Annotated in this window: 12 protein-coding genes; 5 read left to right on the top strand and 7 right to left on the bottom strand. The window is 61.5% G+C overall.

The genetic code is table 11. The annotated features are described in order from the left end of the window. Positions 1 to 54: 54 nt before the first annotated feature. The 7 genes from lysS to trpB form a co-directional block, all read right to left on the bottom strand. Positions 55 to 1,590, bottom strand: a complete 1,536-nt coding sequence (gene lysS, locus NW839_RS09215) for a lysine--tRNA ligase (RefSeq protein WP_414351896.1) — start codon at positions 1,588 to 1,590, stop codon at positions 55 to 57. 34 nt (positions 1,591 to 1,624) lie between these two features. Next, a complete protein-coding gene (locus tag NW839_RS09210) occupies positions 1,625 to 2,557 on the bottom strand; it encodes a Uma2 family endonuclease (protein WP_414351898.1) in 933 nt (310 codons plus the stop codon). Positions 2,558 to 2,847: 290 nt separating this feature from the next. Beyond that, a complete protein-coding gene (gene radA, locus NW839_RS09205) occupies positions 2,848 to 4,242 on the bottom strand; it encodes a DNA repair protein RadA (RefSeq protein ID WP_414351899.1) in 1,395 nt (464 codons plus the stop codon). A 12-nt stretch (positions 4,243 to 4,254) separates the two neighbouring features. Beyond that, the gene (aroC, locus tag NW839_RS09200) at positions 4,255 to 5,391 is read right to left on the bottom strand and encodes a chorismate synthase (protein WP_414351901.1); all 1,137 of its coding nucleotides are present in this window, start codon (positions 5,389 to 5,391) and stop codon (positions 4,255 to 4,257) included. A gap of 53 nt (positions 5,392 to 5,444) precedes the next feature. Then, positions 5,445 to 6,209, bottom strand: coding sequence for a pantothenate kinase (locus tag NW839_RS09195; RefSeq protein WP_414351903.1), 765 nt, complete (start codon positions 6,207 to 6,209; stop codon positions 5,445 to 5,447). Beyond that, the gene (locus NW839_RS09190; protein WP_414351904.1) at positions 6,199 to 6,981 is read right to left on the bottom strand and encodes an AMMECR1 domain-containing protein; all 783 of its coding nucleotides are present in this window, start codon (positions 6,979 to 6,981) and stop codon (positions 6,199 to 6,201) included. The genes NW839_RS09195 and NW839_RS09190 overlap by 11 nt, the downstream gene beginning before the upstream one ends. Before the next feature lie 37 nt (positions 6,982 to 7,018). Beyond that, positions 7,019 to 8,272 (bottom strand): tryptophan synthase subunit beta, encoded by a 1,254-nt coding sequence (gene trpB / locus NW839_RS09185; RefSeq protein WP_414351912.1) that lies wholly within the window; start codon positions 8,270 to 8,272, stop codon positions 7,019 to 7,021. A 180-nt stretch (positions 8,273 to 8,452) separates the two neighbouring features. Between trpB and NW839_RS09180 the strand changes: the two genes are divergently transcribed. The 5 genes from NW839_RS09180 (at position 8,453) to NW839_RS09160 (ending at position 13,583) form a co-directional block, all read left to right on the top strand. Continuing rightward, a complete protein-coding gene (locus NW839_RS09180; protein WP_011433121.1) occupies positions 8,453 to 8,812 on the top strand; it encodes a hypothetical protein in 360 nt (119 codons plus the stop codon). A 259-nt stretch (positions 8,813 to 9,071) separates the two neighbouring features. Further along, positions 9,072 to 9,614, top strand: a complete 543-nt coding sequence (locus tag NW839_RS09175) for a hypothetical protein (RefSeq protein ID WP_414351906.1) — start codon at positions 9,072 to 9,074, stop codon at positions 9,612 to 9,614. Positions 9,615 to 9,662: 48 nt separating this feature from the next. Further along, positions 9,663 to 10,226, top strand: coding sequence for a hypothetical protein (locus NW839_RS09170; RefSeq protein ID WP_414351907.1), 564 nt, complete (start codon positions 9,663 to 9,665; stop codon positions 10,224 to 10,226). Next, entirely contained in the window at positions 10,226 to 11,818 is a 1,593-nt protein-coding gene (locus tag NW839_RS09165; RefSeq protein WP_414351909.1) for an Hsp70 family protein, read from the top strand. Before NW839_RS09170 ends, NW839_RS09165 begins: the two co-directional genes overlap by 1 nt. A 340-nt stretch (positions 11,819 to 12,158) precedes the next feature. Then, complete coding sequence (locus NW839_RS09160; protein WP_414329878.1) at positions 12,159 to 13,583, top strand: 1-acyl-sn-glycerol-3-phosphate acyltransferase; 1,425 nt, start codon at positions 12,159 to 12,161, stop codon at positions 13,581 to 13,583. Positions 13,584 to 13,649: the final 66 nt, after the last annotated feature.

The raw sequence follows: 13,649 nt of genomic DNA, 5'->3' as shown, positions 1-13,649 counted from the left end.
TCCAACCTCTCTTAGAAATCGATGGGATTTGAATGGACAGTTAGAGGGATCGGCTCAAGCCTCCTCCGCCACTTCTCCCGTCTCGGGCCGCAGCAGCGGAAAGGCAATGACATCGCGAATGCTGGGGACATCACACAGCAGCATTGTCAAGCGGTCGATCCCCACGCCCAGGCCGCCGGTGGGGGGCAGGCCATATTCCAAGGCCGTGAGGAAGTCTTCATCCAGAAAGTGGGCCTCCTCATCTCCGGCTGCCTTCAGGGCTGCCTGGGCCTCCAGCCGCTGCCGCTGATCCACCGGATCGGTGAGCTCGGAGTAGGCGTTGGCCGTCTCCCGCCCAACGATGAACAGCTCGAAGCGCTCGGCCAACCCCGGTTTGCTGCGGTGGGGCTTGGTGAGGGGACACACATCCAGGGGGTAGTCCAGAACAAAGGTGGGCTGGCGCAGGCGGCTCTCGCAGCAGTGCTCAAAGGCTTTGACCAGCAACTGGCCGGGGGAGTCCTGGGGGGAGAGATCGGGGATCCCCCGTTCTGCCAAGGCGGGCAACAGCTCGGCGGTGGATCCCGTTTCCACATCGATGGAGATCCCGGTTGTCTCCTCCACCAACTCCTGCAGGGTCACCCGCCGCCAGGGGGGCGTGAGGTCAATGGTTTCCCCCTGATAAGTCAACTGCAGGGATCCCCGCACCGCCAGGGCGGCGTTGCAGACCAGGGTTTCCGTCAGCTCCATCATGGTGTGGTAGTCGGCGAAGGCTTGATAGGCCTCTAGAGAGGTGAACTCCGGGTTGTGGCGGGTGGAGATGCCTTCGTTGCGAAAGACCCGCCCAATTTCATAGACTCGCTCGATCCCGCCCACCACCAGCCGCTTCAGGTGCAGCTCGGTGGCAATGCGCAAGTAGAGATCCAGATCCAGGGCGTTGTGGTGGGTAACAAAAGGCCGCGCCTCCGCCCCGCCGGGGATCACCTGCAACACTGGCGTCTCAATTTCCACAAAACCTCGCTCTTCCAGAGTCTGCCGCAGGGAGCGGATGATCTGGGCGCGGTCGAGCAAGGTCTGCTTGACCTCAGGGTTGACGATGAGATCGACGTAGCGCTGGCGGTAGCGTTTCTCCACATCCCGCAGGCCGTGCCACTTGTCCGGCAGCGGCAACAGCGCCTTGGTTAGCACCTGGTACTCGTCCACCCGCACCGACAATTCCCCTTTTTCGGTGCGCTTGAGGCAGCCCTTGGCCCCCAGCCAATCGCCCACGTCGATGAGCTTGTCCAAGTTCTTGAAGGCCAACTCCCCCATATGCTCCGTCAGCCGTTGCTTCTCCAGGTAAAGCTGGATGGTGCCGGAGCGATCCTGAAGGGTAAAGAAAGCCAGCTTGCCCATGACCCGCCGCGCCCGGATCCGCCCGGCCACCGCCACCTGCACATCCTCCCGCTCGCCGCCGGGCTCTAGGTCGGCAAATTGCTCCTGCAGCTCGGCAGCCAGATGGGTAACAGGAAAAGAATATGCATAGGGCGGGATCCCTTGTTCCCGCAGGTGTTGGGCTTTTTCCAGGCGGGCGGCCCGTTGGGCGGCTTCGCTGCTGCTGGGGAGGGTAGACATGGCGGTGGATAGGCAATGGACAATGGAAGCCCCGTTAGGGACGGGATTTTTCAGGCTGCCGGCGGTGCGATCGCGTTAGCGGGACGGAGTCCTTTGCCGTGGGAACCCAGCAGCTCCAAAAGGGCTTCGGCCCGTTGGCGTTCTGCCTCAGCGCGCTGTTGTTCCAGAGCAGCCTTTTCTTCGCCGGTGGGCAAAACCTGCCCCTCCCGATCACACCAGCGTAGCCATTCGGCCAGCGTAGCCATTCGGTATTCACGACCTCAAAGGATCGCTGCCAGAGGGTTAAGCCCAGCCCGATCGCGTTAGCGGGACGGAGTCTTTTCGCGTTAGCGGGACGGAGTCTTTTCGCGTTAGCGGGACGGAGTCCTTTGTCCTCCAGCCAGGTGGACGCGAAGGGGACAAACTCACCCCCCCGCCGCTGAAAAAGGGCCAGAGGGGATCCCTGCAGTTCCCTTAGTTGCCGCAAGGGAGAGGCTACGCCCGCTGTGCGATCGTAGACCGCGTAGTAGCTGACGCCGGCGCGGGCATAGTCTTTGCGTTTGCGGCCCAGCTCTTCCCCTTTGCGCTTGGAGACAATCTCAATGACCACATCCGGCGGCTTACCCATCTCCCAGACCAGGTAGGTGCGATCTTCCTTGCGCTCAAAGCTGGCGGGGGGAGCCACCTCCAGGCTGAGCGTCACATCGGGCATCAGGGGGGGCAGTTTGAGGGCAGAGAACAGGCCAATATTGGCTGTGGCCAAAAAGGGGATCAGCTCCCCCGTGTCTTCGGCCTTGGGCTGGAAGGAGGCGTAGAGAGCGCTGGTGAGCAGGCGCTGCAGCTTTTTGGAGAGAATGCTGTCTGCGGGCTCATCATCCTCGATGACCAGGTCGCTGTTCGCGCAGCGGGTGTAGCCTTTATCCGGTGGCGGAGGAAATGCCGTCTCTGGCATCGAGGGCTGGACTGGGCTGGAGGGTGCGGAAACCATGCTCACCGGGATCCCTTGCTGGTGTTGCTAACTACGGACTAGGGCTCAGCTAAGGCTGCTGAGCTGTTTGCCCAGCAGGCGTAGCCTTTTTCGAGGGTAACAAAAGTTTTCGGGAACATGATGGACATGCCACCGAAGCAGCGGATGCCGATCGCGTTAGCGGGACGGAGTCCAATCGCGTTAGCGGGACGGAGTCCAATCGCGTTAGCGGGACGGAGTCCTTGCTTGGCCTTTGGAGATAGGCGCAGCAGAGCCCAGCAGCCGGCGACGGGTGGAAGGCAAGGGGATGTTCACTCTGCGCTCTGGGAACCGGGCACAGCCACCAGCAGGGCTTCCAACACCCGCTGCACCCGACTCAGGCGCAGGCCGTGATCCGACAACACAGGGCTGTTGGGGATGATGGCGTGGCGAAACCCCAGTTTGCTGGCTTCTTTCAAGCGCTGCTCCAACTGGGCCACCGGGCGCACCTGCCCCCCCAGTCCCACCTCGCCAATCAGGACTGTAAAAGGATCCACTTGGCGATCCCGGAAGCTGGCGGCCACGGCCACTGCTACCCCCAAGTCGGCAGCTGGCTCGGCTACCTGAATGCCGCCGGCAGAGGCGATGTAAGCATCGTATTTGGAAAGCGGGATCCCCACCCGTTTTTCCAGCACAGCCAAGATCTGCAAAAAGCGGTTGATTTCAATGCCGGTGGAGGTGCGGCGGGGGGAGCTGTAGCTGGTGGGGCTGACCAGGGCCTGCACTTCCACCACCAGAGGACGGGTGCCCTCACAGGCGACGATGGTGGCCGTTCCGGGCATGGCCTGATCCCGGCTGCTCAAGAAAAGCTGCGAGGGGTTCTCCACCTCCACCAAGCCGGATGCGGCCATCTCGAAAACCCCAATTTCCTGAGCGGCCCCAAAGCGATTTTTGACGGCGCGCAATAGGCGGTGGCTTTGGAAGCGATCCCCCTCAAAGTACAAGACCGTGTCCACCAAATGCTCCAGCACCTTCGGCCCGGCCAGGGATCCATCTTTGGTGACATGGCCCACAATGAGCAGAGCCACCCCCAGTTTTTTGGCCAGCCGCATTAACAGGCCGGTGCATTCCCGCACCTGGGAAACGGATCCCGGCGCCGAGGTGAGTTGCCCCCAGAAGATGGCTTGAATGCTGTCGATCACCGCCACCTGCGGTTGCAGAGCCTGGATCTCCGCCACGATGGCCTCCAGGTCGGTCTCGGCCAAGAGGTAGAGCTGCTCGCTTTCCACCCCCAGCCGCTCGGCGCGTAGCTTGATCTGCTGGGCTGATTCTTCCCCCGACACGTATAAGATGGGCCCGCTCTTGGCCAGGTGGGCAGCGCTCTGCAGCAGCAGGGTGCTCTTGCCAATGCCCGGATCCCCGCCAATCAACACCAGGGATCCCGGCACAATGCCACCTCCCAACACCCGGTCAAACTCGCCATAGCCGGAGGAGAGGCGAGGGTGGCGATCTGAGGAGACCTGGGAGAGGGGGAGGGCCGACCGGGGGATCCCATTGGCGCGGTTGGACCTAGGAGCGAGGGCTTGGGCCCGTGGGGACTTGGCCGCTGGGGCGACGACCACTTCCGTCAGGGTGTTCCAGGCGCCGCAATGGTCGCAGCGGCCCAAAAACTTGGCATAGCGCTCGCCGCACTGGCTGCACTCCCAGACGGTTTTGGCCTTGGCCATAGCCGGGGACTCCTAGGCCTGGGGAGCAGCGGCGACAGGGAGGGGCACCTCCGGCAAGACCAGGGATCCGCACTGGGCGTGGTGGCGCAGCAGATGGTCGCAGAGGACCAGGGCCACCATCGCCTCCACCATCGGCACTGCCCGCGGCAAGACACAGGGATCGTGGCGTCCCCGCGCCGCCAAAACCGTCTCTTGCCCATTGAGGGTGACGGTGTTTTGAGGCTGGCGAATGGTGGCAGTGGGCTTAAAGGCTACCCGCAGGACGATGTCTTCGCCGTTGCTGATGCCCCCCTGGATGCCGCCGGAGCGGTTGCTGCGGGTGCGCCAGCCGCCGGGGGTCATGTAAAACTCGTCGTTGTGCTGCTTGCCCGTCAGGTAGGTGCCGGCAAACCCAGAGCCAATCTCAAACCCCTTGCTGGCCGGCAGGGACATCACCGCCTTGGCCAAGTCGGCCTCCAGCTTGTCGAACACCGGGGATCCCAGCCCGCGCGGCACCCGGCGGGCTACACACTCCACCACTCCCCCCAGCGAATCCCCTTCCCGCGCCGCCTCCTCAATTTTTTGGATCATGGCCGCCGCCGCCTGGGGATCGGGGCAGCGGACGATGTTGGCCTCCACCTGCTCTGCAGTTACCGAGCTGGGATCCACCTGGGCTTCCACGTCTTTTACCCGCTGCACGTAGGCCAGGATCTCCACCCCTGCCGCTAGGCGCAGGATCTTCTTGGCAATGGCCCCGGCAGCCACCCGGCCAATGGTTTCTCGCGCTGAGGCCCGTCCGCCCCCCTGCCAGTTGCGGATGCCGTACTTGGCCTGGTAGGTGGCATCGGCATGGGAAGGGCGGAAGGTGGTGGCCATCTCCTGGTAGTCCTGGGGGCGGGCATCCTGGTTGCGCACCAGGATGTGGATGGGGGTGCCCAGCGTAAAGCCCTGAAAAACCCCGGAGAGGATCTGGCAGCGATCCGCTTCCTGGCGGGGCGTCGTGATGGGGCTCTGGCCAGGACGCCGCCGATCCAGCTCTGCCTGAATGTCGGCCTCGCTCAAGGGCAGCCGCGGCGGGCAGCCATCCACCACCACCCCCACCGCCCCCCCGTGGGACTCGCCATAGGTGGTCACGCAAAACAGGACACCGAAGGAGTTGCCGTTGGCCATGGGATCCCCAAGCAAGAAGCCGTTACTCGCAGGCGGCTGGGAGAGACTGTTTTCTATTCTGCACTAGGGGAGTGGCGGGCAGTGCGGTGCAGCTGGCGGCAGCCGGCAATTCCCCGCAACACCAGGTGGGGATCCCAGCGCAGCTCTGGGTCAAGCGGGCCCAAGTGAGGGTGGAGCCACTTCCCATCCCCGCCGGTCAGCAGCAGGGGGCCTTGGGGAAAGCGGCGACGCCAGTCGGCAATGAACTCGCGCAAGCCAGCCAAGAGGGTGTGGAGGATGCCGCTGCAGATGGCAGCCACGGTGTCGTTGGCCCAGCGAGGGGGCAAGGGATCCTGCGGATCCCACTGCACTTTGGGCAGCAGGGCTGTGTGATCAGCCAACGCCTGCGCCTGCAACCCCAGGCCGGGCAAGATGGCCCCTCCCACCAGGGATCCTTCAGAGTCAGCTCCTGTGAGGGTCAGGGCAGTACCCGCGTCGATGACCAAACAGGGCCAGCCGTAGTGGATCCCAGCAGCCCACAGGGCCAAAGCCCGATCCAGCCCCAACCCCGGGTAGGGATCCCGCAGCGGCACCTGCGACAGCTCCAACTGATGCACCCAGGGCGATGCTGGCGGCAGGGGGGCAGAGCCCACAGGAGCCAGCCACAGCTCTGTCTGCTGCGGCCAGGACAAGGGCTGGTGAGCAGGAAACCGCTCCACCTTCACCAGGGTCTCCTCCACAAACCAACCCCAGCGCACGTGAGTGTTGCCCAGCACGGCTGCCAGCCACTCACGACAACAGTGCGAAGCGTTGAGATCTGCCCCCTCCTCAAAACTCATGCAACAGCTCTGCCTCCACGCGAAACAGCTCCACCGGCTGGTCGGCAGGGATCCCGGCCAACCTCTTAGCGGTAGCAAGCTGCCATTCTGTCGTCAAAGCCTCTCCCGGCAGCAACACCGCTCCCCGGGTTCCAGAGCGGACAAATAGGCCCATGCGGGTGGGATCCACCTGCTCCACAGCGGCAAAAGGACTCCGTCCCGCCGACGCAATGGGCACCACCCGCCGCACAATGGCTACCTGAATGGAGGCCGACTCCAGCTCCCCGGGTTGCAGAGGTACGTAGCGCCAATCGCGGGTGACTGCCCCCACCGCCGCCCGGATGGTGGCCCTGACCAGGTCCTCGCCGCTGGGATCCAAGCTGCCCCAGCAGCCACGGGGCCGACCCTCTGTACTCACCGTTACAAAAACCCCCGCAGAGCGCCGCCAGTGGGGCGGGATCTCCTCTGGAGGTGGCAGCACCTGGCCGGTGGCGAAGTAGTAGGCAATGGCCTGACGCGCCAGCGCCGGCAGGGTGTCAGGGAGAGGTTGTCGCCGGCTGGGAGAGGGGATCCCTTCTGAATCGGACTCCGTCCCGCCAGTGCGATCCCGTAAGCGGTGCGAGGCACCCATGGACTCCGGCGGAGGAACAGGGGCAGTTGTCTCAGAAGGCTGCGGCAGGGATCCCGTCCACAAGCCCAGCCCCGCAGCCAGGAGCAGGCCGATCGCGTTAGCGGGACGGAGTCCTTGAAGACCCAGCAATCGAACCGTGAAGTGAACTCGGCAGGTGAACACCCAAGAGAATCCCGTTGGTGGTCACAACAACCGTACTCTAAAAGCTACGCCCTCTCTGCTGCAAATACTTGAAAACGGTGTTCAAATCCTTGTCGCCGCGCCCAGAACAGTTGACCACTACCCGTTGCTGGGATCCGAGCTGTGGGGCCAAAGTTTTCAGGTAGGCCAGCGCATGGGCCGTCTCCAGCGCGGGGATGATCCCCTCCAGGCGCGACAGCAGCAGCAGCGCTTCCACCGCTTCGTCGTCAGTAACCGCGTAGTACTCGGCCCGCCCGATTTCTTTTAGGTAGCTGTGCTCTGGCCCCACGCCAGGATAATCCAAGCCAGCGCTGATGGAGTGGGCCTCCTGCACCTGACCTTCTTCATCCTGCAGCAGGTAGCTCATCGCCCCGTGCAAGACCCCGATGCGACCGCGGTTGAGGGTAGCGGCGTGGCGGGGCGTGTGCAGCCCTTCTCCGGCAGCTTCAATGCCGATCAGCCGCACCTGGGGATCCCGGACAAACTCGTTGAACAGCCCCAGCGCGTTGGATCCACCCCCCACACAGGCCAGCAACACATCCGGCAGCCCTCCCCATTTTTCCTGGCACTGCTGCCGCGTCTCCTGGCCAATGACATCGTGAAAGGCCCGCACCAGCTTCGGGTAAGGGTGGGGCCCCGCCACCGTGCCGATGATGTAGTGGGTGGTCTCCACGTTGGTTACCCAGTCGCGGATGGCCTCGGAGAGGGCGTCTTTGAGGGTGCGCGTGCCCGATTCCACTCCCCGCACCTCAGCGCCCAAAAGGCGCATCCGCTGCACATTGGGGGCCTGCCGCTCCATATCCAGCGCCCCCATGTAGATGACGCATTCTAGGCCAAAGCGGGCGCACACGGTTGCCGTGGCCACCCCATGTTGGCCGGCGCCAGTCTCGGCAATGATCCGCCGCTTGCCCATGCGCACCGCCAGCAGCACTTGGCCAAGGGCGTTGTTGATCTTGTGGGCGCCGGTGTGGTTGAGATCTTCCCGTTTGAGGTAGATCTGCGGGCCGCCGTAGTATTCGGTTAGCCGCTGGGCAAAGTAGAGGGGGCTGGGCCGCCCAACAAAATCCCGCAACAGGTTGTGAAACTCGGCGCGAAAGTCGGGATCCCGCCAGTGATGCTCAAAGGCTTCCTCCAGCTCCGTTAGGGCGCTCATCAGGGTTTCCGGCACAAACCGACCCCCAAACGGCCCAAACCGCCCCTGGGGATCCGGACGCACCTGCGGGTCAAGGGGATCCAAAACACGAGGGGAAAAAGCAAAAGAAGCTGAGGTCATGGCAGAGTCCGTCCGGGCCTTGTAGCCTGCAACTAGAGAGAGGCTTTCCCATTCTACAGAAGGAAGGGGCGATGACCAGTCTCGCCTCTCTTCTTCTGCCGTGGGATCCCGAAAAGTTGTTTTGAACAAGGGTCTTCCCAGGATTTTTAAGATAAGGCCGTCCGATTTTGAGGCGGCCTTATGGACAAGCATCTGCAAGAGTTGCTCCAGCAAGAAGATCAAAAGCGCAGAGATGAAGAGGTGCGGCGCACCTATGCCCTTTCTCAAAAGTCCGAGGGGATGGTGATCCTTCTGTCTATTCTGCTTGCCTTCGGAGCCTACCTCTACACGCGGCGGTGGAAAGCTTTGATGGTTTTTCTGGGCTGGTGTTTCTTCCTTGGCGTGTTGTTTAGCGACGACGAGGGAGAGGTTTCCCTACCCGGACTGTTTCTGGCCTCCACCTGGGCAGCGGTAGACAATTGCAGCGCTATCCAGCGGGCAAGAGAAGAAATTGAACGGCTGCGCTCCGGCCAAAACCCTGATGTTGATCGGCAAACTTAAACTTGGTCGACAAAACAAAATAGTGGCCCAAAAATCGGTATTTTATTTCAAACTCTCGAAAAAGATGCTATACCTACTATTTCAAGTGGCACCCAGATACAAGCGGCGCAACCGACCCATTCTCAACGGCAGTGAAACTTGGATTCCTATTCCCTTTGTCTTTTGGGAAAGAGCTTGGACAAACCAAATTCTGTCCCCCTAGGAGAGGGGCTGGAGGTGAGAGAGCTTAGGATAGCTACAGATTAGAGCAATCAAAACCATGAAGTCTGCTGCTCGCCTAGCTTGTCTGCTTGCCGGACTGATCCTAGGAGCGGGGATCCCCGTCATTGCTCCCGCCCCTGCCCTTCCCGTTGCCCAAGCCGGTTTCCGGCCCTATCTCAATGCCCGTTTCGGCTACCGCATCGACTACCCGGCAGACTTCATTCCGCAAGGGGAATCGGACAACGGCGATGGCCAAGTGTTTCTCGGTCAAGACGGGGCTGAGCTGCGCGTTTGGGGTGGGTACAACATTTTTCAAGCAACGCCCGCCAGCGCCCTGCAGGAAGAACTTCGCCGCAGCCGGGAAAACCAGCGCCAGGTTACTTACCAAGCTGTTGGCCGGGATTTCTTTGTGGTCTCCGGCTACGAGCCCGTTCGTGTCAGCGGTGCGGAGCCCTTTGGCCAGCGGATTTTCTATCTCAAAACAGTTGTCCGCCCTTCGCTGCAAGCTGGCTTTGAGTTCGTGTACCCGGCCAGCCGGCGCGAGCGCTATGACCGAGATGTGGAAGCTATAGCCCGTTCCCTGCGCCTTGCCGATCCCTGAGCTAGACCCAAGTTGGGGCATGATCGTAGGGATCCCTGGCAAAACCCAATGGCCGAGAGACCGCTGGATAGTTGGCTGCAGGAACGCATGCGGGTTGTTGGCCTGTCTTCTTGGCGGGCTTTACAGGCCCAGGCCGGGATCAGCCGCCGCGCCCTTGATCAGGTGCGCCGAGGGAAGTGGGGATCCCTGCGCCTGGAGCAGCTCCAAAAGCTGGCTGCCGCCCTGCAGTGGGACTTGGGATCCCTGCTGCGCCTCAACGGGAATGACAAAATGGAATCCACCGATTCATCAGAAGTCCTCTTCTCTCTGCTGCAGCCGCTGCTGACCAGCTACCCCACTGTCCGCCAGATTGCCCAGCGCAAGCCCGATTGGCCGGCCCAAAACGTGACAGCTCTGTTTCGCTCCTTAGACGCTCTGCTGCAGCGCTGGGGGTATGAGCCCATCGGCAACCCCCTGGAGTCCGTCCCCTTTGATCCGCAACTGCATCAACCGGATCAGCTGGATATTCAAAAGGGGGATCCCGTTTACATTCGCTTTGTCGGCTACCGCCGCGGTGACCACATCCTCTGCCCAGCCAAAGTCAGCCGTTCCCTGCCTGGAGGATTGAGCTGATGGCACCTGCCCCCAAAGCGACCCTAGCCATTGATTTTGGCACCAGCAACACGGTGGTGGCAGTTTGGGATCCCGCCCAAGCAGTGCCCCGTCTCCTCACTCTTCCCGGCCTCTCTCGCCCAGACCACTCGGCTATTCCCAGCTTGGTCTACGTGAAGGGAAAAGGCCAGCTCCTGGTGGGGGAAACCGTGCGCGCCGGTCGGTGGGGGGCAGTGGATCCGCAACGGCTGTTTCAGGGGTTTAAGCGGGACTTGGTGGCGGAGTTTGTCCCTCCGCCGCGAGTTCTAGATGGAGAGCGCTACGACGCCGAGAGGGTGGCCCAAGCTTTTTTGCAGACGGTGATAGAAGCTGTCCCGAAAGAACACCTGCAGCCGCAACAGCTGGTGTTCACCGCCCCTGTCGGCTCTTTTGAGCGCTACCTCAATTGGTTGCGGGGAGTGGCCAGTGCCTGTGGCTGGGATCCCGTTCAAATTGTCGATGAAGCCACGGCAGCAGCCCTGGGCTATGCGGTTGGCCAGCCGGGATCCCTAGTGCTGGTGGTGGATTTCGGCGGCGGTACCTTGGATCTCAGCTTGGTGCGCACCCTCGCTCCCCAAGCGGGTAGCCCTGTCCTCAAAGCGGAGGTGATCGCCAAGGCCGATGCCTATGTGGGCGGGGTGGACATCGACATTTGGATTGCCGACTACCTACTGCAGCAACTGGGGCTAAGCCGACAGCAAATTGGAGCTCTGGGCTGGCTCAACCTCCTGGAGCAGGCGGAACAGCTCAAGATCGCCCTTTCCACTCAGATGGAAGCGGTGGGCAGTTGGTTTGACGACGAAGCCCTCACTGCCCATGAGTTGAAGTTAAGCCGGCAGGAGCTGGAAGAGATCCTGGAAGCTCGTCAGCTTTTGGATCAAATCCGCCAGTGCCTAGACGACGTTCTCCTCACCGCCCAGGCGAGGGGATTGGGCAAGAACCAAATTGAGCAGGTGCTCTTGGTAGGAGGCAGCTCCCAACTGCCAGCAGTTCAAGAGCTGCTGCGCTCCTACTTCGGCAAAAAGAAAGTGCGCTGCGAACGCCCCTTCGATGCTGTGGCCCTGGGCGCCCTGCAGGTGGGCCGCCAGGTGAAGCTGGAGGATCGCCTGCACCACAGCTATGCCCTCCGCCTCTGGGATCCCTTGCAGAAAAGCTACATCTACTACCCCCTCTTCGAACAGGGCAGCCCCTATCCCTGCCGACGGGCTGAGCCCTTGATCCTGCAAGTGGCCAACGACGGACAAACGGAGATTCGCCTAGAGGTGGGAGAAGTGGCCCAGGTAGTCCAGTCGGAAGTGGTTTACGACGAGCTGGGGCGGATGAGCAGCCGGCAGCTCACCCGGCAAACCGATTTCCGATCCCTAGCTCCTCTTGGATCCCTGCCCATTCGCCTCAGCGAGACGGAGTCCTTACCGGTTTGTCTGGCCCGTTTGCAGCCCCCTGGCCGCGTGGGAGAGGATCGCCTTCGCGTCGAATTTGCCATTGATAGCTCGCGGCGCTTGTTGGTCACCATCACCGACCTGCAAACTCAGGCGCTCTTGGCAGAGGCCCAGCCTGTAGCCACCTTGAGTTAAGAGACGAAAGTAGAGAGAAGAGAGCGTCTTCACTGCAACGGAAGACAAAGAAAGCAATGTAAAGGGCACGACATGGCCACGATTCCCAACTCTCATCTCCCCTTGTGAGAGAGGGGTCGGGGGCTTGAGGAGAGTAGAGAGCGGTTGCGCCGACGGCGTGGGGTCTCAGGGGAAGGATCTCAATCATTGATATTGTTGATATTGATTATTGATTGAGAATGGCTGCATATCCAGTGATCTCTGTAGCGACTTGATGAATAATCTGAGCGATGGGATATGAATCTGATTTGCGTTTAACTACACTTCTTCTCTTGAGCTACCTTGGGAACAAATCTTGCTCTTGTCACCACCGCCCCATTTTGCCCGTCCTCCCCTCGACTTTATTCCGCCCGCCTATAGCGCCTGGGTGCTACGGCTCGTCCACGGGATCCTGCCCCTGCTCTTGCGGGTGAGGGTGCGGCGCTGGCTTCCTTCCGGCATTGCCAAAATCGAGGCCACAGGGGCGGAGATCTTGGCGCGGCTCTACCACCAGTTCCAGGAGGGTCAAATTCGCCTAGTCCTGGCTTTCCGACATGTGGAGGTGGATGACCCGCTGGTGGGCCTGTACGTTCTATCTCGCCTGGTGCCCGAAGCCGCCCGTCGACAAGGGATCCGCCTTCGAGAACCCCTTCACGCCCATTTTCTCTACGACCGGGGCATGCCCCTCTGGGGAGGGGAATGGCTGGGGTGGCTGTTGTCTCGCCTGGGCGGGATCCCTATACGCCGCGGTCGGAGGGTGGATCGGGTGGCGCTAAAGGCGGCCCGGCAACTGCTCCTGGATGGGCAATTTCCCTTTGCAATCGCCCCAGAAGGAGCCACCAACGGCCACAGCGAACGGATCAATCCCCTGGAACCGGGAATGGCTCAGCTGTGCTTTTGGTGCGCCGAGGACCTGGCCAAAGCTGGTCGCTCAGAGACCGTCATTTTGCTGCCCATTGGCATTCGGTACTACTACACGGATCCCTCCTGGACGAAGCTGGAGCGCCTGCTGGCGCGCCTTGAGCACCTGAGTGGGTTGACGCCTCCGAAGCCAGAGCCAAGATCCTCCAGGAGCCCCAACCTTCGCTACACCCAGCGGATCTGCCGCCTAGCCCAGCATCTCCTGGGACAACTGGAAGCTTTCTACGACCTACCTCCCTTCATCTCTGGGAGAGATGAAGAAGAACCACGGATAGAGCAGAGGCTAGCCCCTGGCCACTTTAACGCTCGCCTGGAGCGGCTGCTCCACAGAGCCCTGGAAACCGCAGAGACCTACTTTGGCCTATCTCCCCAGGGGGATTGGAACAGCCGCTGCCGCCGCATTGAAGAAGTCGCCTGGATCCAGATTTACCGAGAAGAATTGCGGCATCCTGGATCCCTGTCTCCCCTGCAGCGGGGGTTGCTCGACTGGAAAGCCCACCAGGCAACGCTCTACCTGCAGCACATGCGCTTGGTGGAAAGCTGTGTAGCCGTCCAGGAAGAGTATTTGCTGAGCAAACCCTCTTTTGAGCGGCTGGCAGAAACTGCCCTCATTCTATTTGATGTGCTGGCCCGCCTTCGAGGGGAATCCTACCCAGCCCGCCCTCGCCTAGGCTGGCGGGGGGTTCACGTGACCGTCGGGGATCCCATCTCCGTTAGCGAGCGGTTAGAGCGGTATTGCCGAGGCCGCCAGGAAGCCAAACAGGCGGTGACCGAGCTAACTCAGGATGTTTTTTCTTTCCAATTTCTTTCTTTTTCCAATTTCTAGGTTGTGTTGATCTTTCATTTGAGCCAAAAGAGAGCACTGACGAGATAGAGAAAACTCAAGAAGTTC

Origin of the sequence: Synechococcus sp. R5-15 (assembly GCF_047462035.1) — a bacterium.
GTDB lineage: Bacteria > Cyanobacteriota > Cyanobacteriia > Thermostichales > Thermostichaceae > Thermostichus.
The sequence above is the reverse complement of the archived record's forward strand: the minus strand, read 5'-3'. Positions and strand labels throughout refer to the sequence as shown.

Coding starts and splice junctions, on each gene's coding strand:
- NW839_RS09210 (WP_414351898.1), bottom strand. CDS start 2,557: ATGGTTTCCGCACCCTCCAGCCCAGTCCAGCCCTCGATGCCAGAGACG.
- NW839_RS09170 (WP_414351907.1), top strand. CDS start 9,663: ATGGCCGAGAGACCGCTGGATAGTTGGCTGCAGGAACGCATGCGGGTT.
- NW839_RS09175 (WP_414351906.1), top strand. CDS start 9,072: ATGAAGTCTGCTGCTCGCCTAGCTTGTCTGCTTGCCGGACTGATCCTA.
- NW839_RS09165 (WP_414351909.1), top strand. CDS start 10,226: ATGGCACCTGCCCCCAAAGCGACCCTAGCCATTGATTTTGGCACCAGC.
- trpB (WP_414351912.1), bottom strand. CDS start 8,272: ATGACCTCAGCTTCTTTTGCTTTTTCCCCTCGTGTTTTGGATCCCCTT.
- lysS (WP_414351896.1), bottom strand. CDS start 1,590: ATGTCTACCCTCCCCAGCAGCAGCGAAGCCGCCCAACGGGCCGCCCGC.
- radA (WP_414351899.1), bottom strand. CDS start 4,242: ATGGCCAAGGCCAAAACCGTCTGGGAGTGCAGCCAGTGCGGCGAGCGC.
- NW839_RS09195 (WP_414351903.1), bottom strand. CDS start 6,209: ATGAGTTTTGAGGAGGGGGCAGATCTCAACGCTTCGCACTGTTGTCGT.
- NW839_RS09180 (WP_011433121.1), top strand. CDS start 8,453: ATGGACAAGCATCTGCAAGAGTTGCTCCAGCAAGAAGATCAAAAGCGC.
- aroC (WP_414351901.1), bottom strand. CDS start 5,391: ATGGCCAACGGCAACTCCTTCGGTGTCCTGTTTTGCGTGACCACCTAT.